Annotated in this window: 17 protein-coding genes; 7 read left to right on the forward strand and 10 right to left on the reverse strand. The window is 42.2% G+C overall.

The genetic code is table 11. The features are described 5' to 3' along the window. Positions 1-30: 30 nt before the first annotated feature. Both ACTJIX_RS04760 and ACTJIX_RS04765 read right to left on the reverse strand, forming a co-directional pair. The gene (locus ACTJIX_RS04760; RefSeq protein ID WP_017401702.1) at positions 31-468 is read right to left on the reverse strand and encodes a hypothetical protein; all 438 of its coding nucleotides are present in this window, start codon (positions 466-468) and stop codon (positions 31-33) included. Between the two features lie 186 nt (positions 469-654). Beyond that, a complete protein-coding gene (locus tag ACTJIX_RS04765; protein WP_004895026.1) occupies positions 655-2,211 on the reverse strand; it encodes a phospholipase D-like domain-containing protein in 1,557 nt (518 codons plus the stop codon). A 123-nt stretch (positions 2,212-2,334) separates the two neighbouring features. On the opposite strand from ACTJIX_RS04765, the gene ACTJIX_RS04770 reads away from it, so the two are divergent. From ACTJIX_RS04770 to ACTJIX_RS04790, 5 genes are all read left to right on the forward strand, one after another. Then, positions 2,335-3,447 carry an S-(hydroxymethyl)glutathione dehydrogenase/class III alcohol dehydrogenase gene (locus tag ACTJIX_RS04770; protein WP_004895024.1) on the forward strand — a complete coding sequence of 371 codons (1,113 nt, stop codon included), beginning with the start codon at positions 2,335-2,337 and terminating at the stop codon, positions 3,445-3,447. Between the two features lie 205 nt (positions 3,448-3,652). Next, positions 3,653-4,183 carry a hypothetical protein gene (locus ACTJIX_RS04775; RefSeq protein WP_004809525.1) on the forward strand — a complete coding sequence of 177 codons (531 nt, stop codon included), beginning with the start codon at positions 3,653-3,655 and terminating at the stop codon, positions 4,181-4,183. Positions 4,184-4,704: 521 nt separating this feature from the next. Beyond that, positions 4,705-5,754 carry a 3-deoxy-7-phosphoheptulonate synthase gene (locus ACTJIX_RS04780; protein WP_004809523.1) on the forward strand — a complete coding sequence of 350 codons (1,050 nt, stop codon included), beginning with the start codon at positions 4,705-4,707 and terminating at the stop codon, positions 5,752-5,754. A gap of 244 nt (positions 5,755-5,998) precedes the next feature. Continuing rightward, complete coding sequence (locus tag ACTJIX_RS04785) at positions 5,999-7,177, forward strand: PilT/PilU family type 4a pilus ATPase (protein ID WP_262478324.1); 1,179 nt, start codon at positions 5,999-6,001, stop codon at positions 7,175-7,177. Positions 7,178-7,584: 407 nt separating this feature from the next. Beyond that, positions 7,585-8,790 (forward strand): PilT/PilU family type 4a pilus ATPase, encoded by a 1,206-nt coding sequence (locus tag ACTJIX_RS04790; protein ID WP_262478325.1) that lies wholly within the window; start codon positions 7,585-7,587, stop codon positions 8,788-8,790. 57 nt (positions 8,791-8,847) lie between these two features. On the opposite strand, the gene ACTJIX_RS04795 is transcribed toward ACTJIX_RS04790, so the two are convergent. The 6 genes from ACTJIX_RS04795 to ACTJIX_RS04820 all read right to left on the reverse strand — a co-directional run bounded on the left by ACTJIX_RS04795 (position 8,848) and on the right by ACTJIX_RS04820 (position 15,693). After that, on the reverse strand, positions 8,848-10,026 hold the full coding sequence (locus tag ACTJIX_RS04795; RefSeq protein WP_262478326.1) for an MFS transporter: 1,179 nt from the start codon (positions 10,024-10,026) through the stop codon (positions 8,848-8,850). Positions 10,027-10,256: 230 nt separating this feature from the next. Further along, positions 10,257-10,631 (reverse strand): glycine cleavage system protein GcvH, encoded by a 375-nt coding sequence (gene gcvH / locus ACTJIX_RS04800; RefSeq protein WP_004809515.1) that lies wholly within the window; start codon positions 10,629-10,631, stop codon positions 10,257-10,259. Positions 10,632-10,703: 72 nt separating this feature from the next. Beyond that, positions 10,704-11,732, reverse strand: a complete 1,029-nt coding sequence (locus ACTJIX_RS04805; RefSeq protein WP_180185187.1) for an AraC family transcriptional regulator — start codon at positions 11,730-11,732, stop codon at positions 10,704-10,706. Between the two features lie 152 nt (positions 11,733-11,884). After that, the gene (locus ACTJIX_RS04810) at positions 11,885-12,334 is read right to left on the reverse strand and encodes a MaoC family dehydratase (protein WP_004895014.1); all 450 of its coding nucleotides are present in this window, start codon (positions 12,332-12,334) and stop codon (positions 11,885-11,887) included. A gap of 3 nt (positions 12,335-12,337) precedes the next feature. Beyond that, positions 12,338-14,182: an ABC transporter ATP-binding protein gene (locus tag ACTJIX_RS04815; protein WP_005222282.1), complete on the reverse strand. Its 1,845-nt coding sequence runs from the start codon at positions 14,180-14,182 to the stop codon at positions 12,338-12,340. A gap of 254 nt (positions 14,183-14,436) precedes the next feature. Beyond that, positions 14,437-15,693: a mechanosensitive ion channel family protein gene (locus ACTJIX_RS04820; protein WP_004809506.1), complete on the reverse strand. Its 1,257-nt coding sequence runs from the start codon at positions 15,691-15,693 to the stop codon at positions 14,437-14,439. Positions 15,694-16,051: 358 nt separating this feature from the next. On the opposite strand from ACTJIX_RS04820, the gene ACTJIX_RS04825 reads away from it, so the two are divergent. Beyond that, positions 16,052-16,831 (forward strand): hypothetical protein, encoded by a 780-nt coding sequence (locus tag ACTJIX_RS04825; RefSeq protein WP_005222280.1) that lies wholly within the window; start codon positions 16,052-16,054, stop codon positions 16,829-16,831. A 155-nt stretch (positions 16,832-16,986) separates the two neighbouring features. Then, on the forward strand, positions 16,987-17,634 hold the full coding sequence (locus ACTJIX_RS04830) for a ParA family protein (RefSeq protein ID WP_005222278.1): 648 nt from the start codon (positions 16,987-16,989) through the stop codon (positions 17,632-17,634). 75 nt (positions 17,635-17,709) lie between these two features. On the opposite strand, the gene ACTJIX_RS04835 is transcribed toward ACTJIX_RS04830, so the two are convergent. Together ACTJIX_RS04835 and ACTJIX_RS04840 are read right to left on the reverse strand one after the other, a co-directional pair. Next, a complete protein-coding gene (locus tag ACTJIX_RS04835; protein ID WP_004809500.1) occupies positions 17,710-18,246 on the reverse strand; it encodes a DUF2058 domain-containing protein in 537 nt (178 codons plus the stop codon). A gap of 16 nt (positions 18,247-18,262) precedes the next feature. Next, the gene (locus ACTJIX_RS04840; RefSeq protein WP_005222276.1) at positions 18,263-18,937 is read right to left on the reverse strand and encodes a YoaK family protein; all 675 of its coding nucleotides are present in this window, start codon (positions 18,935-18,937) and stop codon (positions 18,263-18,265) included. Between the last annotated feature and the right edge of the window lie 21 nt (positions 18,938-18,958).

Here is an 18,958-nt window from a genome sequence, read left to right on the forward strand (position 1 = left end):
CCTTAAATGTTTTAGTGATGGCTTTAAATATTAACCATCATATTCCACATAATCCCAAAGATTTAAACGAGATTTAATTTCACGACGAATATTCGGTAATAAAGGCAACAGCGTGCCATCGATCCATAAACTCAAAGCTTGTGAAGATAGTAATTGTTGCTGCTCATCAACCAGTTTCGCACCTTTGACGACGACCAAAGTTTCTTCATTGACTTCAGTTTCTACACCTTTAAAGAGCACCTGCAGATCATAGCCAGAATCCTGAATCAGCCATTCCATTTCAATCTGGATATTTTCATTGGACTGGATGATAACCTGACCTTCAATCACTTCTGTATCAGAAATACAATCATGCTCTACACGGATTTTGGCGAGAAACCATTCCTGAGCGGATAATTCTTGAAGGGTTTTGTTTGGTGTGAGGATATCACTTAACTTAAACTGGCGGCTTAAATCAAAAAATTGCATGGGAGTGTGGCGAAAAAACTTCGCATAAAACTGGAAAAGTGTAATTTTAAGGCAATCTAGAGCTGTGGTACAGATCATGACCGCATTGATCGAATAAACGTCTAAAACCTGCACAATTTTCAATTAATCCTAAAATTAACAATCTCTAAAATGAGGTGGAAATTTAATTTTGTCATCTGGTTGTCATCACATTGCCCATTCAGCCGGAAAAGTCGTGACCAAATGCATCATAAAACGCTGGAATCGGGTTGTTTCAGGATCATGGGTAAATTTTAAAATTTTTCCGTCTTTCTGTTGGTCCAGCCAGATAATTTCCCCTTTATCATTCAGCTTAAGTTGATAAGCAATACGTGGCAGATATTTATCTAACGATGCTGCAATTTCATTTTGAAGTTTCTCTGATTCGATCACCAGTCCGACTTCAGTATTCAGGCGTGCTGAACGGGGATCAAAGTTAAAAGAGCCGATAAAGACTTTGCCATCCGCATGGAAAAACTTGGCATGCAGGCTGGAGCTGTTTTTATTTTTAGCTGGAATCACATTACCTGTCATTTTTTCATACCAGGTACGTTCCCGACGTTCGATATAAGGTTTAAATTCCCAGATTTCTATACCATTTTTGAGCAATTGATTACGGTATTGCTGATAGTAGGCATGTACCACAGGCACATCATTCGCCAAAAATGAGTTAGTGACTACCCGAATTTTCAAGCCATTTCGGGCACGCTTGCTCAGATAATCCGTTCCCCATTGGGTGGGAACAAAATAGGAAGACACCAGGTCTAACTGATTTTTTGGTTCACCCATCAGATCTAACATCTGGGTATAGATGAAGTCTTCATCATTTATCGTGTGACGTGCTTTTCTGGGGGAATCGGCAACAAAGTGCGCACTGGCCCATTGCACAGGTTGTGACTGTAATTGTTTGGCAATTTGTTGCTCGGCAATATTGACGCGACGCTGGGTTTCCTTGGCATCCAAACGGGTTTGAGCAAATAATTTTCTTAATTCAACCAAATCATCCGGTTTAGACCTTTCCTCTAAGATCTGCTGGATATCATAACTCAGCGTATCATTCCAGAAGTCGATAAAAGACTGGTTGGCATCTGTGACCGCATTGCCGGCAAAGAAAATATCGACATCGGTAAACTGAAAATCATTGCTGGCTTCAAAATATTCACTGCTGATATTACGGCCACCGGTGACAGCCACACTGCCATCGGCAATGATCAATTTATTGTGCATACGGTGATTCACTTTCTTTAAACGCAGCCCATAATCTAGGGCGCGAAAGTGACGAAATTTATAAGGATTAAATAATTTGGTTTCGATATTAGGATGTTGGCTCAGCGCAAGCAGTTTATCATCCAGCTGAGTACCATTCTGGTCATCAATTAATAGCCGGACTTTAACTCCGCGATCGGCGGCATTCAGCAACTGGGACAATACCAGATTGCCAATAAAATCATCGTTCCAGATATAATATTGCAAATCAAGATGATGCTTGGCGTGATTGATTAGGTGTAGCCGTGCTGCAATACTCATGAAACCGTCATATAGCGGTAAATAAGCGGTTAAACCTTCCTGAACATTTTCCCGGGCTTCGGTTTTTTGAATCCAGTGCTGGGATTGTACCGGTGTAATTTTTGCTTTAGTCGATGTGTTTGGATCTAACTCACAGCCTGTCAAAAAAATGGATAAGCTAATAAAACTGATACAAAGTATTTTAGTTCGGTGAGTCATTGAGTTTCCATTAATTATTTGGCTTTATTCTTCCCATATTAAGGATGTTAATGGTTGAATCTCAGAATAGAAAGAGGTTACTGTTAGTCATCTGTTAAATCAGCAAACAAAGGATAGTTTTAAATGAAATCACGTGCAGCGGTAGCGTTCGGTCCAGGCGAGCCATTACAGATCGTTGAAGTTGATGTCGCACCACCGAAAGCTGGCGAAGTTCTGGTAAAAATTAGCCATACGGGCGTGTGTCATACTGATGCCTTCACTTTATCTGGTGAAGATCCTGAAGGTGTATTCCCGGCAATTCTGGGCCATGAAGGTGCAGGTGTGGTGGTTGAAGTGGGTGAAGGTGTCACCAGCTTAAAACCGGGTGATCACGTGATTCCTCTATATACTGCTGAATGTGGTGAATGTCTGTTCTGTAAATCTGGCAAAACTAACTTGTGTGTTGCTGTACGTGCAACTCAGGGTAAAGGGGTAATGCCGGATGGTACGACCCGTTTCTCTTATAATGGCGAGCCAATTTACCATTACATGGGCTGTTCAACATTCTCTGAATATACCGTGGTTGCTGAAGTTTCTCTGGCGAAAATCAATCCGGAAGCAAATCATGAACACGTTTGCTTATTAGGCTGTGGTGTCACTACAGGTATTGGTGCAGTACATAACACAGCAAAAGTACAGGAAGGCGATACGGTTGCAGTATTCGGTCTGGGTGGTATCGGGTTGGCAGTGGTACAAGGTGCCCGTCAAGCCAAAGCCAGCCGTATTATTGCAGTAGATACCAATGCTGACAAATTTGAACTGGCAAAACAGTTCGGTGCAACCGACTTTTTAAATCCAAAAGACTATGACAAGCCAATCCAGCAAGTCATTGTGGAAATGACAGGCTGGGGTGTAGATCATTCATTTGAATGTATCGGTAATGTCGACGTAATGCGTTCTGCACTAGAATGTGCACACCGTGGCTGGGGTCAATCAGTCATTATTGGTGTCGCTGGTGCAGGTAAAGAAATTTCGACCCGTCCATTCCAGCTCGTGACTGGCCGTAAATGGATGGGGACTGCATTTGGTGGCGTAAAAGGTCGTTCACAATTGCCAGGAATGGTTGAGCAGGCCATGAAAGGTGATATCCAGCTAGAACCATTTGTAACCCATACTATGCCGCTTGAGCAGATTAACGAAGCATTTGATCTGATGCATGAAGGCAAGTCGATCCGTACAGTGATTCATTTTGACTAAGCGGATCAATTTTAAAAGGCCGGTAAATACCGGTCTTTTTTATGTTTATTTATTTTAAATTGGATACATTTGCCTCTCAAACCCTCACAGAGCTTAACTGAATCCGCACAAGCCTTCTAAAGTCATTTTGGTTCAGAGCTTTATAGTGATGAAAGCATATTGATATGCGTTAAGAAAACCATTTTCAACAATAAGGATAAGCTCTATGTCGAATGATAATTTTGATCGTGATTTAATCAAGAATTCTCCGAAAGAAGTACGTGATGATTTAAATGCCGATCCAATTACTGGTGAACCGGGTGCGCATCCGGTAGGTACAGGTGTCGGTGCTGCAGGCGGTGCAGCTGCAGGTGCAGCAATTGGTTCTGCTGCAGGTCCGGTTGGAACTGCTGTCGGTGGCGTAGTCGGTGCAGTGGTTGGCGGGTTAGCGGGTCATGGTGTAGGTGAAGTGGTAAACCCAACCGAAGAAGAAGCATATTGGCGTGAAAATTCATTAAATACGCCTTATTATACTGAAGCACGTACAAGTTATAGCGATCTGGATTATGATCGTGATTATCATACGGCGTATCAGGTCGGTTATGAAAATCGTGCCCATTATGATGCTAACACCCGTTTTGAAGATGCCGAATCCGATTTAAGAATCAAATGGGAACAGGTAAAAGGCGAGTCGCGTCTGAACTGGGAGCAGGCTAAATATGCGATCCGCGATGCCTGGAACCGTGTTTCACGTTGATTCTGCTTTAATAATGAGTCACTGAATCTTGACAAGGTCTGAGGTAGCTTCAGATCTTGTCAAACTTTGGTATAGCTATGACAAATAGGTGGATTGATAAATAAAAATAGCCACACTAATAAATATTTTTTTTACAATTTTTACTTGTCAAATACTGATATACCGCGTATTTTAAATTTCATATTCACATTTTTATGAATTACATAACATGCTCAAGCAACCTGTAAACTTAAACGCTTATTATTATTTCTGGCAGTTTAGATGATTGCCTGAATGCGTTCGGGCAAGTAAAAGGTTGCCCACCCAGTTTATACCTGATCGGCAACCCTGATCAGGTTTTTTTATGCTTGTTATATTTACTAATTTTGGAGACAGCCATGACTTACTTTAACTATTCATACTTTAGCAACTTTTATTGGTTCTACTTTAACCAGTTGATGAACCTTAGCACACAGACACATAGACCCATAAAGCTCAAATAAAAGTTCGGACTGTATTGATCAGTCCAAAGGATGAAAGTCATGAATAGCGTTATTACATCACAACAACAGCAAACTGAAACTCTATTAAGCCTGCCGGCAGAATTGAAAGCACAATTGCCATTGTCTCCACAATTGGCTGAACAGATTGCCGGACAGCGACAAACCATACAGAACATTCTAGAGGGTAAAGATCACCGTCTGATGGTGATTACCGGACCATGCTCCATCCATGATGAAGCCTCCGCACTTGAATATGCAGAAAAATTAAAACAGTTACAGGCTCAAATTTCTGATCAGATTTTCCTGGTCATGCGAGCTTACATTGAAAAGCCTCGTACCACAGTCGGCTGGAAAGGTTTTCTATACGACCCTGCACTGGATGGTTCATCCAATATGCAGCTGGGTCTGCAAAAATCCCGCGAACTTTACCTGAACATTATTGGCATGGGCTTACCGATTGCTTCGGAGATCCTCAGTCCAATGGCGACGGCGTATTTTGATGATTTACTGGCGTGGGGTGCGATTGGTGCACGTACCAGTGAATCTCAGATCCACCGCGAAATTTCTAGCCAAATGCCATACAGCATCGGTTTCAAAAATGGCACTGATGGTTCGATTCAGATTGCTTTAGATGCGATTCAGTCAGCTTCACATCCGCATCAGTTCCTGGGCATGAGCCAATCGGGTTTACCATGTATTTTAAATTCCAAAGGCAATCCAAAAGCCCATCTGATTCTGCGTGGATCAAATAGTGGTCCGAACTACCAGTTATCTGAAATCGAGAAAATCAAAGCCAAACATTCAGCGGAATTGCCAGCATTAGTGATTGACTGTAGCCATGGCAACAGTTCCAAAAATCCGATGTTACAACCGGAAGTTTTAGAGCAGATCGTGGCAGAACGCCTACAGACCAATGTTCGCGGTGTGATGCTGGAAAGTCATCTGGTTGATGGCAATCAGAAAATTTCAGATGGTATGGTTTACGGACAGTCGGTTACAGATGGATGTCTGGGCTGGACAAAAACCGAACAACTGTTGTTAAATATGACAGATTCACTGCGACTGGAAGGTTTAAAGCGTAGTGCTTAAATTTACGGTCATGCCTTTCCTCACACTGTTGGGGGAAAGGCATGAGTGAATGCTACTGAGAGGAAGACTGCTTATAAAGTTTCGATCAGCACCGTTACTATGTAGAACATACAGAATAATAATCATAAAAAATATATTTATAAATACATCAAAAAATAAGTGATTTCACAATAACAATAATTTTTCAGGATCTGCATCAAACCGTTTTATATCGCGCGATGGACATGATCTGAGGGACCTGGATATGTATACACCCGAATTGCTCGATGAAGCACGTAAATTTATGCACCATATGCTGACCAAAGTGGTTGAATATGGAGGTTCCGATCTTTTTATTACCGCAGATTTTCCACCAAGTATCAAACAGCAGGGCTTGATGAAACCTTTTGGTCAGCAAAAACTGGCAGCGGATAAAACCCGTTTGTTTGCCTATGCTTTAATGAATGAACGACAGATCAAGGAATTTGAATCAGTGATGGAATGCAATTTCGGTATCAGTGTACCGGGTGTATCACGCTTCCGGGTCAATGTCTTTCAGCAACAGCATAATGTTGGGATGGTAATCAGAACCATTACTACGGAGATTCCAAGCTTTCAGCAATTAGGACTACCAAACTCTTTGCAACAAGTGATTATGGAAAAACGTGGGCTGGTTCTGATTGTAGGTGCGACAGGTGTTGGTAAATCCACCACACTGGCAGCCATGATTGATCACCGCAATACCTATTCTGAAGGACATATTATTACCATGGAAGATCCGGTGGAATACGTGTATCAACATAAAAAGTCCATGATTACCCAACGTGAAATTGGCGTAGATTGTGTTTCTTGGCATAACGCGCTGATCAATACCATGCGTCAGGCACCGGATGTGATCGTGATTGGTGAAATCCGGGATACCGAAAGTATGGAGCATGCGATTGCCTTTGCTGAATCCGGTCATCTGTGTTTGGCCACCCTGCATTCTAATAATGCCGATCAGGCTTTAGACCGCATTATTAATTTCTTCCCGGAAGAACGCCGCAATCAGCTGTTAATGGATTTATCCGCCAATATGAAAGCTGTGATTTCGCAACGTTTGATCCGTATCGAGGATGGGCAAGGTCGTCGTGCTGCCGTTGAAATTTTATTGAATACGTCGCTGGTGTCTGATTTTATCCGTAAAGGAGATTTTTACGAGCTGAAAACTATTATGGCGCGTTCGCGTGAACTCGGCATGCAGACCTTTGATCAGGCATTATTTGATTTGTATAACCAGGGAATTATTTCTTATGACGAAGCTTTGCGTAATGCGGATTCAAGTAATGAAATGCGTTTGCAGATCAAATTAAAAAGCAGTCGCATCAATCCCGCTCTTCAGGAAGAAGGGAGTAGGATGACGATACTGGAACAATCCAAGGAAACTACACTTTCCAGAATCTGACCAGCATTTTGCTGAAATCAAGCTGCATTCAAATGCAGTTGAGTTGGATGATAAGTTTGTCCACGGTGGTTTAAAGATCACAACGCTTTAGCCATCAAGGCTTTTAATTTAATTTCCTTATTTAAAAAAATATGTGGACGGATTCATTTCGATGGGTTTCCAATTTACTTTTCTAAAATCTGAACTCTAGTTTATCAATAGTTATAACTATTAGATTTTAATTTCATTGAGATCATTTCCCTTTATTTTTATTTTTCTTGAATCAGGTCACAGAATTATTTGAAAAAATTATCTTTATAAATCAAATGTATTTGAGGCTTTTGAAAAAACGCTGCACAATAAAATCAAAATATATTGATATGAGTCTTTTTTGAAGATTTATACCATTGTGCATTACAGAGGAAAATATGTTCACGGCAGAGTTATTAGAAGAAGCACGTAAGTTTATGCACCATATGCTGACCAAGGTCGTTGAATATGGTGGTTCAGACCTGTTCATTACCGCAGACTTTCCTCCGAGTATCAAACATCAAGGATTAATGAAACCTTTTGGGCAACAGGAACTTACCCCAGAAAAAACCAAACTGTTTGCCTATGCGCTGATGAACGAAAAGCAGCGTAGAGAATATGAAGCAGAACTGGAATGTAACTTTGCCATTACTGTACCAGGCGTTTCACGTTTCCGTGTCAACGTATTCCAGCAGCAACTCAATGTCGGTATGGTGATCCGGACCATCACTGCAGAAATTCCGAATTTCCAGAAGTTAAAATTGCCAGAGTCACTCAAGCATGTGATTATGGAAAAGCGCGGTCTGGTACTCGTCGTGGGCGGTACAGGTTCAGGTAAGTCGACTTCGCTTGCTGCGATGATTGATTATCGTAATGAAAACTCAGCTGGCCATATCATTACCGTAGAAGACCCGGTGGAATATGTACATAAACATAAGAAGTCAATGATCACCCATCGCGAGGTCGGGGTAGATAGCCATTCCTGGCATAATGCCTTAAAAAATACCTTGCGTCAGGCACCCGATGTGATTCTGATTGGTGAAATCCGGGATACGGAAACCATGGAACATGCGATTGCCTTTGCCGAAACAGGGCATCTCTGTCTGGGGACACTGCATTCTAACAATGCCAACCAGACACTGGACCGGATTATTAACTTCTTCCCGGAGGAACGCCGTAATCAGTTATTGATGGATCTATCTTCCAATATGAAAGCGATTGTCTCTCAGCGTTTGGTCCGTACTGAAGATGGCAAGGGACGTCGTGCCGCAGTCGAAATTATGCTGAATACACCATTGGTATCAGATCTTATTCTGAAAGGTGATTTCCATGAATTAAAAGCAATTATGGGCAAATCACGTGAACTTGGTATGCAGACTTTTGATCAGGCATTATTTGATCTTTATAATGAAGGTGCGATTTCTTATGAAGAAGCATTGCGTAATGCTGATTCGACCAATGAACTTCGTCTGCAAATCAAACTGAAAAGTACGCGTGCTAATCCAGCCATGAATAATACGGCCACCGCATTTAGCATGATGGAAGAGAAAAAGCCGGATAATGAAACGGATGAAGATGCCAGTAGTACAGAACAAAGCTCATAAATCTGAGAGGCTTAAATTAAAAACCGACATGAAATAAGGTCGGTTTTTATTACTGGATTAAGCTATAACAGTTGTACGTTGAACCACGAATTTAAAATACAGCAGGCTCAAGGCTGTTAGAGCGGCACAAATAATAAAGGCGAAGCTAAAGCTTTGCTTGGCAATCATCATCCCAACGACTAATGAGCCAATGGCAATGCCGATGTCGTAGCAGGTGTAGAAAGTCGAAGTGGCATAGCCAATCCGGTGCTTGGGAGCACGTTGAATGGCGAGAGTTTGCAAGCAAGGTTGAGCACTACCAAAACCTAATCCGATCAGTACGGCTGCCAGCATAAATCCAGTCAGGGTATGAATCTGACTTAAAACCAATAGCCCCAGACTAAAGGTAAGAACCGCAGGATAAATTACATATTGTGGACCTTTACGGTCATAAATTTTGCCAGTAATCGGGCGTAGGCTCATCATGGAAATGGCAAAAACCACAAAGAATAAGCCTGCGTACTGCATCAGATGAATTGAACTGGCAAAGGGGGCAATAAAAGACATGATGCTGGCATATGAGAAGGAAATCATCATGGCCATTAAGGCAACAGTCAGGGATTTTCTCTCAATAAAATTACTTAAACCCAACTTGGTTTTTTCAGCTTCACTGTCTGGTTGTTTGACTTCTTGCACCGGAATTAGAAAGCAGAAGATATAACCGATAAAGATCATGGCCACCAGTACAGCAGTCACCATGGTATAGCTTAAATAAGGAATAAGACTTAGGCCAATGAGGGGGCCGAGTACAATTCCGAGATTCACCGACATGGCATAATAACCCATGCCTTCGCCTCGGCGACTATCGGGAATAAACTGGTTTACCACAGGAACACAGACGGTAGTAAGGATACTAAACCAGACCCCGTGGATTAAACGCAGGATATATAAACTGGTCATATTGCTAATAAATAAATAGCCAAAAGCAATGAAACAGAACATCGTCGCGGAGATAATTAAAGTACGACGCTGTCCCAATTTATCAATAATCAAACCACTAAATGGGCGAATCAAGATCGCAGAAACCATGAATAGCGTCAGGGTTAATCCGGCTTGGGTTACACTGCCCCCAAGTTCTTTAAGAATATAGATCGGTAAAATCGTAGTCTGGGCAAAATAAAAAATAAACAAAAACAGATTATTTGCCAGACAAAGCAAAAAGGACTTTGTCCACAACGGCGTTACAGTTGCGTTCATCATGATCCAGAAATTTTAATGTGAAACGCTAGGCCAAAATTAGTATTTTTTTTATGGAACATGCTGAATGCGATATTCAGCAACAAAGCGCGTCACGAAGACTATATGGGAGATTATGTGAATAATACAATAAAAACCGACAAATGTGGGGTCATTTTAATATGTAAAAGGTCTTAAAAATTTAGGTATAAAAAAATCAGCCCGCAGGCTGATTCTTAAAACAGGTTAAATTAAAGGCCTGCTTCATATTCAGTATTGCTGAGCAGTTTTTCGACATCCGCGATATTATCTGGCTTGATTTTGTAAATCCAGCCTTTGCCATACGGGTCATCATTAATGAAATCCGGATCATCTTCCAGTGCCGGGTTAATTTCAACAACGATACCAGAAACAGGCGCATGGATATCTGACGCAGTTTTTACAGATTCGACAACACCTGCTTGCTGACCTGCGGTCACGTGTGAATCAAGATCTGGCGCTTCAACATAGACCAGGTCACCTAAAGCATCCTGTGCATGGTCAGAAATACCGGTCACCACAAGATCACCCTCAATGCGTACCCATTCATGTGTACTTGCGTACTTTAATTCTGAAGGATGATTCATTGATAACTCCTTAAATCGCTTAGGTTCATTTTTGACATGATTTATACATTCTTTTGCTGCAAAACAAAAGGCTTATAGATACGGATCTTTACGCCAGTTGCTTGGACTGCGACCACTCCAGCGTTTAAAGGCACGACTGAAGTTGGCGACATCACTATAGCCGAGTTCATCGGCAATCTGTTCCAGAGTGAAGTCTGTTCGTGAAAGCAGGGAAGTTGCATGACGATAACGTACTTCATCGACCAGTGTCGAGAAAGAAGTGCCTTCTGCGGCCAGCTGACGTTTCAAGGTACGATCCGACATATGCAGACGGTCGGCGACTGCTTCAATACTAAGATAATGCTGTTCTGAATTGGTCAAAATATCCCGTACCCGCATGGCAATACGATGTCGTTCACCCAGGGCAGAAAGTTCTGTTTCACACTGGTTAATCGCAATCTGGCTGGCGATTGGATCGGCATGCACCAGTTTGTTCATCAGATAGCTTTTATCAAAGCTAAGTAACAGATGTGGCTGTTCAAAACGGAACTGATGCGTGGGGAATTTCACCATAAAGCGTTCAAAACCTTCCGGCTTTTTAAAATCGAAATCGATTTCTCCGGTTGCATCGCTGATCCCGGTAATGGCTTTAGCCATACTGATCAGACCGATCATCAGGGCGATTGAAATTTCAGTACGCAGCGGTTCCATCTGAATATCAGTTTGTAGCTGTACTGTGGCCTTGACCCCAAAGGTCGAGAAGAACAGTTGCAGGAAGGGCAAACGCAACTGAATAAAACGGTTGGCCAGCACCAAAGCTTCGGTAATATTGTTTGCCGTCATGATGGCATAGCCAATAAAGCCATGAATAGAAATACGCATCTGTGTGCCGAGGTGATAGCCCAAGGTCGGTTCACCCGTCAGCTTGAGTGCGTGTTTAACCATATCATTGGCAATGGCAGTTGGAATTCGGAACTCAGGGTCTGCCAGCTGTTCGCTGGTTAGCCCAAAAGGTTTGAATAGCGACTCATCGTTATAGCCCCAGCGGGAGATAACGTCGAGAAGCAAAAGACCATAAACACCCGGGATGCCTTGGTCTTGGCGTGGAACAATCATCTTCATGCGCGATCCGTTGCACTCAGTCAAATTTTTTCTATTTATGTGCCCATATTGGCATGAACTAGCCAGTTTTATCTTTAAAATTGTTGGACAAAATGCCGAGCCTTACCCAAACACTTCAAGCAGATTAGCCTGAAATGTGGGTAAAAATCAAACTAAACTGCTGTAAATTCTCGCTTAAATACCAGAATATTTGTGGTTGAATTAAACAGAACCTGATCTTGCTGGTTCAAGGCTTGGGTTTCATAGCGAACGATGCCACGATCAGGTTTACGTTTGGAAGGTTGAATATCAGTGATGGTCACAATCACCCGGATTTCATCATCAGGGCGGGTCGGGCAGGGCCAACGCACATGCGAATCCGCCCCAATCAGACCATAAGCAACCGGGAAACATTCGGTCCATAAACGCATGACCACTGCAGCAGTATGCCAGCCACTGGCGGCCAGACCCCGGAAGATCGGATGCTGTTCGGCCTGTTCCGCATCGACATGAAACGGCTGCGGGTCATAGGCATGAGCAAACTTTAGAATTTCGTCCTTACTCATGCGGTAAGAACGACTTTTAAACTCATCACCAATCTGCAGGTCTTCCAGATATAACATGTTCTATCCTTGTTTTTTTGTGTCGTGTTCCATTAAAAATCCGCCAGTCTGACGTTGCCACAGATGCGCATAAATTCCATTCAATGCCACCAGTTCATCATGTGTGCCTTGTTCAACAATCTTACCCTGATCCAGCACAATCAACCGGTCCATTTGCGCAATAGTAGAAAGACGGTGAGCAATCGCAATCACAGTTTTACCTTTCATCAGCTCATCCAGACTGCTCTGAATTGCTGCTTCAACTTCTGAATCCAGTGCACTGGTTGCTTCATCCAGAATCAGAATAGGTGCATCTTTCAGAAAGACACGGGCAATCGCAATACGCTGACGCTGACCACCAGACAGCTTGACGCCACGCTCGCCAACATAGGCCTCATAACCACGCTTACCGCGCATATCGCTTAGTTGCGGAATGAATTCCTCTGCCTCAGCTTTACGCACCGCCTCAAACATTTCTTCATCTGTCGCATTCGGACGGCCATATTTTATATTTTCAGCCACACTACGATGTAACAGTGAAGTGTCCTGTGTCACCATGGCAATATTCTTGCGCAGGCTATCTTGAGTCACATCTTCAATATTTTGTCCATCGATTAAAATACGACCTTGGTCAATACGATAGAAATTCAGCAATAGCTGAATCAGGGTAGATTTACCGGCACCAGAACGACCCACCACACCGATTTTTTCACCTGGTCGTATGGTCAGGTTCAAACCATCAATCACATTTTTGTCATTATAGGCAAAGCAAACATTATCAAATTTGATTTCACCCTGTTTCAGTTCCAGTTCTTTGGCATCCGGCTTGTCCTGAATCGAAATTGATTTACCCAGAGTTCCCATGCCGTCCTGAATGGTTCCGACATTTTCAAACAATTGCGAGGTTTGCCACATCAGGAATTCGGCAATACTGTTCAGTTTCAGTACCATCGCCGTAGTTGCAGCAATAATGCCGAGCTGAGCCTGACCTTCCATCCATAACCAGATCGCTGTCCCTAATACACCGCCATAGAGTACGAGGCTCAGTAGCAAAATACTGATTTCATACTGGGCACCCAGTCGCATCTGTTTATAAACCGTCACCATAAACTCTTGCATGGATGCTTTGGCATACTGGCTTTCACGGCCTGCATGAGCAAAAAGTTTAACGGTCTGAATATTGGTATAGGCATCGGTCACACGGCCAGTCATTACCGCACGGGCATCGGCCTGTTCATGTGAGATTTTGCTGAGACGGGGAATAAAATAGCTGGCAGCACAGATAAACAGCAGCAGCCACACCATCAGTGGAATAATCAGATAAGCAGAAATTGAACCGAGTACGATGTTAATGGTAATGAAATAAATCACTACATAGGCCAGCATATCGCCGAGAATGACCCAGAATTCACGGATCGCTAGTGAGGTCTGCATGACCTTGGCAGATAAACGACCGGCAAAGTCATTGTGGAAGAAATCTAGGCTTTGCTTGAGCAGCAGATTATGGAAACGCCAGCGCAAACGCATTGGGAAATTACTGTATAAAATCTGGTGCTTGATCAAGGACTGCGCACTGGCAAAGAAAATATTGGCCAGCAGGACTACAGTGAGTAAAGTCAGGTTGGCCGCATGTTGCTCCAAAAAGGTGTCTGGCTGACTTTGGCTGAGCCAATTGACCAGATCGCCAATTTTAGCATATAGCAAGGCCTCGAAACTGGCTGCACCGGCAGTACAAAGGACAAGAATCAACAGATAACGGCGTACGCCATAAGCCGCTTGCCAGACAAAAGGGAAAAAACTGGTGGGCAAGGGTTGGTTCAGATTTTTGGTGGGATAGGGATCTACCAGCCGTTCAAGCCATCGAAACATTAGTGTGCTCTTTTCTCATGCATTTTGCTTTTCACGGATTATAAAGGATTCTGTTTTTATAAGGCTGAATTAAGGTGAAATTGCCACAAAATGATTAACTAAATCAAACTTTAGGTTGCAAAGTTTAAAACCTAGAAAAGTTGATTTCAGGTAAATAAAAAATTTAAAAAAACATCGATGAAATTGCATAGCTACGTCAATAAAAAAAGCCTGAGATGACGTATCATTTCAGGCTTGGAGTAACTGCGTTTAAATTAAGTAATAATTGGCGAAGCAGGCGCTGTAAATACTTCCTTAAAATCGCTGCCTGAAGGTGCCTGATACACTTTCAGGCCAAATTCCGGAATAATTGCCAATACATGATCCATAATATCAGACTGAATATTCTCATATTCAGTCCACACCGTGGTATTGGTAAAGGCATAGATTTCTAGCGGTAAGCCTTCACTGGTCGGCTGTAATTGACGCACCATTAGAGAAAAGTCTTTAGTAATACCCGGATGCTGTTGCAGATAAAATTCCAGATAGGCACGGAACGTTCCTAAATTGGTTAAACGGCGCTGATTATATTGGGAATTATGCTGTAACTGCTGGTTGAATTTGACCAGTTCTTCAGTCTTGGTATTCAGATAATGATCCAGCAGGATAAAGTTTTTGAGTTTGGTCTGTTCTTCCTCACTCATAAAATGCACGCTGCTTTGATCAATATGAATCGAACGTTTGATACGACGCGCACCAGCTTCCTGCATTCCTCGCCAGTTTTTAAACGTATCCGTCACTAACTTATTGGTTGGAATGGTCGTAACAGTTTTGTCAAAGTTTTGCACGGTCACAGTATGTAATGACATATCAATTACATCACCATCCGCATTCAGTGAAGGCATTTCAATCCAGTCACCGATACGCACCATGTCATAAGAAGAAATCTGTACTGAAGCCACCAATGAAAGAATCGTGTTCTGAAACACCAGCATCAGCACGGCAGCCATCGCACCGAAACCCGCCAGCAAAGTAAACACATCCTTTTTCAGGAAGGTACCCAGAATCATCAATCCACAGACAATAAAAATCAGCAGTTTCACTAGCTGCAAATAGCCTTTAATCGGTTTATTGCGTGATTTGGGGTTGCGCTGATAAATCAGGTTAAAAATATTCAGCAATTCACCCAGTGCTAGGGCAATGGTTAGAAAAATAAAAGCCTGAGCGCCCATCTGTACAAAGGTCTGCACTTTATCTGACAAGTGTGGAACCGTGCTGATCCCATTCATAATCACAATGGCGGGTACAATATTGGCAATACGGCGAATTACACTGTGTTCCGCAAAGATCGTGTTGTTGGCAAAAGGTAATTTGGAAATCAGTTTACGAATTCCACGAACAACAACCTGTTTGGCAAACAGATTGGCGATAAAAGCCACCGCAATCACAATGCTTAAAGAAGACAGCATTTCCAGCCAAGGGTATTGATCTGCCCAATCTTGAATGTTCTGAATAAATCTAAACTGTTCCAACTGATCTTTCTCTTCAATGTAAAAATGCCATACAGTTTATAGGCTTAGAAATTATTTATTAACCTTGAATAACGTTTTAAAACATATCTGTCCCGTTACAGCATTTTGATCCTTCAATATTATGCTTATAAAAAGATACAAAAACGGATAGAGAAGCAGATCCTGCTTATTTAAAATTTGATTAACCAGCGGTCATCCTTATGACTTGTTGAAATGATCAGGAAAGTTTTAAAACTGTTAATTACATCAGATGAACAGGAGACTTTATCGGCATTTCATATCAGCTTCTAAGTAGCCCAGCTATGACAAAGATGCACATCAAAGATCACCCTCCTACAAAAATACAAAGGGTAGAATTATGCAAAAACAGTTAGCAATTGTCGGTCTAGCCTTAGCGCTGAATGCCTGCGGTGATGGGAATGATGATATTTTTAGAGGTGTAGATGGTTCATCCTCAAGCCGCTTGACAGGTGTCTATCTCGGCAGTTTTACAGATGAAAATCTGAGTCCGCGCTCTATTCTGGGTGTGATCGAGAAAAATAGTAATTTCTGGTTATTGTATTCACTGCCAGCAGATAATGGTTATACCGGTATCATGCGTGGGCAGTTTTCTTTATCGGGCAATCGCTTTAGTGCGACCAACATTCGCGACTATAATTTTGCCTTCAATCAAACTGCTAGTGTAACCCTGAATGGTCATTATACGCCGGAAAAGAACCTGCAGGGAAATGTCAATAATACCAATAATCGGCCTTTTAACCTTATTTATAATAGAGATTACAGTCGTGACAATACCAGTATATCCAGCCTGCAAGGGCGCTATAGCGGTCGAACTACAACTTTAACCAATAATGTAATTACTACAGTCAATATCGACCGTAGCGGAGTGGTGACAGGAATTGTCGGCGATCAGGACAAATGTGCATTTGCAGGAAGAGTGAGTTCGGAAAACAATGCACCATATTTTAATATTCATCTGGTCTTAACAGGTTCTGCAAGTTCCGACTGTTTGAATGGGGCACAGCAAGTAGATGGGATATTGCTGAATCAGATTGATAGCCAGTCAATTTATATGATGGCCGAGAACAGCAATCAGCAGGATGCAATTCTGTTTATTGGACAGAAAACTCAAAATTGATCTCAGTTAGAAAGCTTTTTAAACAAAGCATCTGAGGGTGCTTTTTTACAGTCTAATGAAAATGAGTTTTGACTTTTTAAATTAAATCATTCATTTTAAAACCATAATTATTTTAAGTATTTAATAATATTTTTGATTAAAAATGCGGGAATAACATGACGATCTTTGTGGTGACCAGCCCGAAACGAGGGTCAGGTAAAAGTACCTTGGCGATGAATCTGACAGAATATCTGCGTCTTCAAGCCAGAACACTCTATATTGATACTGATGACGACAAGCAGAATTTTGAATGGGTGGCTTTGCATCGTACAGGTTTTGGCTTTGAACATATTTCTTTAAAAGACCATCCAGATGAGTTAATGCGGCGTGTAGAACAGGTCAAAACTCAATATGATGATATCGTGATTGATATCGCCGGGCATGATAGTTATGCATTGCGCTCGGTGTTAATGCGAGCAGATAAACTGATTATTCCTATGTCAGCAGAGGCTGAAGAGCAGGAGATGTATACTGAGATGCTGCAACTGGCCATCAGTGTTGCACAGTTCAATACCCAGTTAAAAGTCTATGGAATACTGATGCGTGTACCTCAGCAGATCGAAATCTCGCAAATTGAAGCAAATCAGAATTTACTCAAAGGCATTCCTGGTGCACATTCTTTGAATACTATTATTTATGAGGATGAAGCCTTTGATGATGCAAAAAACTTGGGCTGTAGCATCTGGGAACATTCACCAGCACAAGGGCAACGTTTTGATCAATTTATTCAGGAGCTAATGGCTGATACAGCACAGCCAGTTTGATTGTCTACCTCGAATCATTATGTTAATAGTGCTTAAAAAAAGCTCCCGAAATAGGGAGCTTTTGGCTTTCATGGATTACCACATCAGGTCATCCGGAATCACATATGCTGCATATGGATCTTCTTCATCGGTGGTCTGTTCATTCTTCTCAGAATTATTCACAATGATGAAGCCTTCCATTTTGGCATTGATACGATCCGCCAGCGCTTTAGGCAGGAAAGCATAGCTGTCATTTTCGCGGGCGATCACCAAACTGCCTGCAACCAGGGCATTATAAATTTGCTGATTCAGATAGACTTTCTTGATTTTAGAATCATCAATAAACTGATAGGAAATCTCCCCATCAGTATCCCGAATTTTATGCTGATTGATCATTTGCATGATGGCAGCTTTGAGTTCTTTTTCCTGCAGCGCTGCCTTTTTCTCTTGTTCAATGGCCTGATCTTTTGCCAGCTTTTCCTGTTTGGCCTGTTCAATTTTCGCCTTGATTTCAGCTTCACTGCTATCACCAGTGCGCTTTTCATGAACGGCCTGCTTTGACAATTTTTTTGCTTTCTTATTATCGACCAGACCTGCCTTTAACAATTGTGCCTGTAGTGCGTTTTTAACCATGAGTATTTCCAGAGAATTAATGCTTTAAGCGTCGATAACGTAAATAAATGATCCAGTAAATCAGGCTTAGACTAAGGCTGAGTGCTGCCGGGATCAGGAATGCGTTTAATTTTAAATAAGGATAAATACAGCTGGCAAGAACACCGCCAATTAAAAATCCGATCAGGATCAGTAAATGAAGGATAGTCCGTCGAAATTCGACTTCCAGTCCACGCAACTTATAGCCTAATGACAGCCCAAGATCGGTTAATACACCAGATAAATGCGTAGTGCGGATAATCGTGCCTTTATAGTGACTGACCATGGCATTTTGCACACCCATCGCCACACAGGCCCACAGCAAGCCATAATGAGGAAAATATGGTAACAAGATCCAGCACAGGATAATAAAAAGAGCCACCAGACTAAGCGGATATCCATAACGGCGGCCTAGCTGAAAGTGGCTATTTCCCAAGATAAGACCGCTATACATTGAGCCAATGACATAACACGCAGTAACCAGGCACAGATAGAGAATCTGTTCAGGCTGCCATTGCACCAGTGCCATGGCCAGCATACTGATATTGCCGGTCATATGGGAAACGGATTGGTGCAGGAGAGTAACCAGACCGAGTACATTAATCATGCCGGCATTCACGGCAAGAAAAAATGCACCCAGTTGAACCCAGATGGGTAAACGCTGTAATGGCATAAGAACTCAACATCTATTGGC

It is taken from the genome of Acinetobacter sp. 22323 (assembly GCF_052044895.1).
GTDB classification, from domain to species: domain Bacteria; phylum Pseudomonadota; class Gammaproteobacteria; order Pseudomonadales; family Moraxellaceae; genus Acinetobacter; species Acinetobacter schindleri.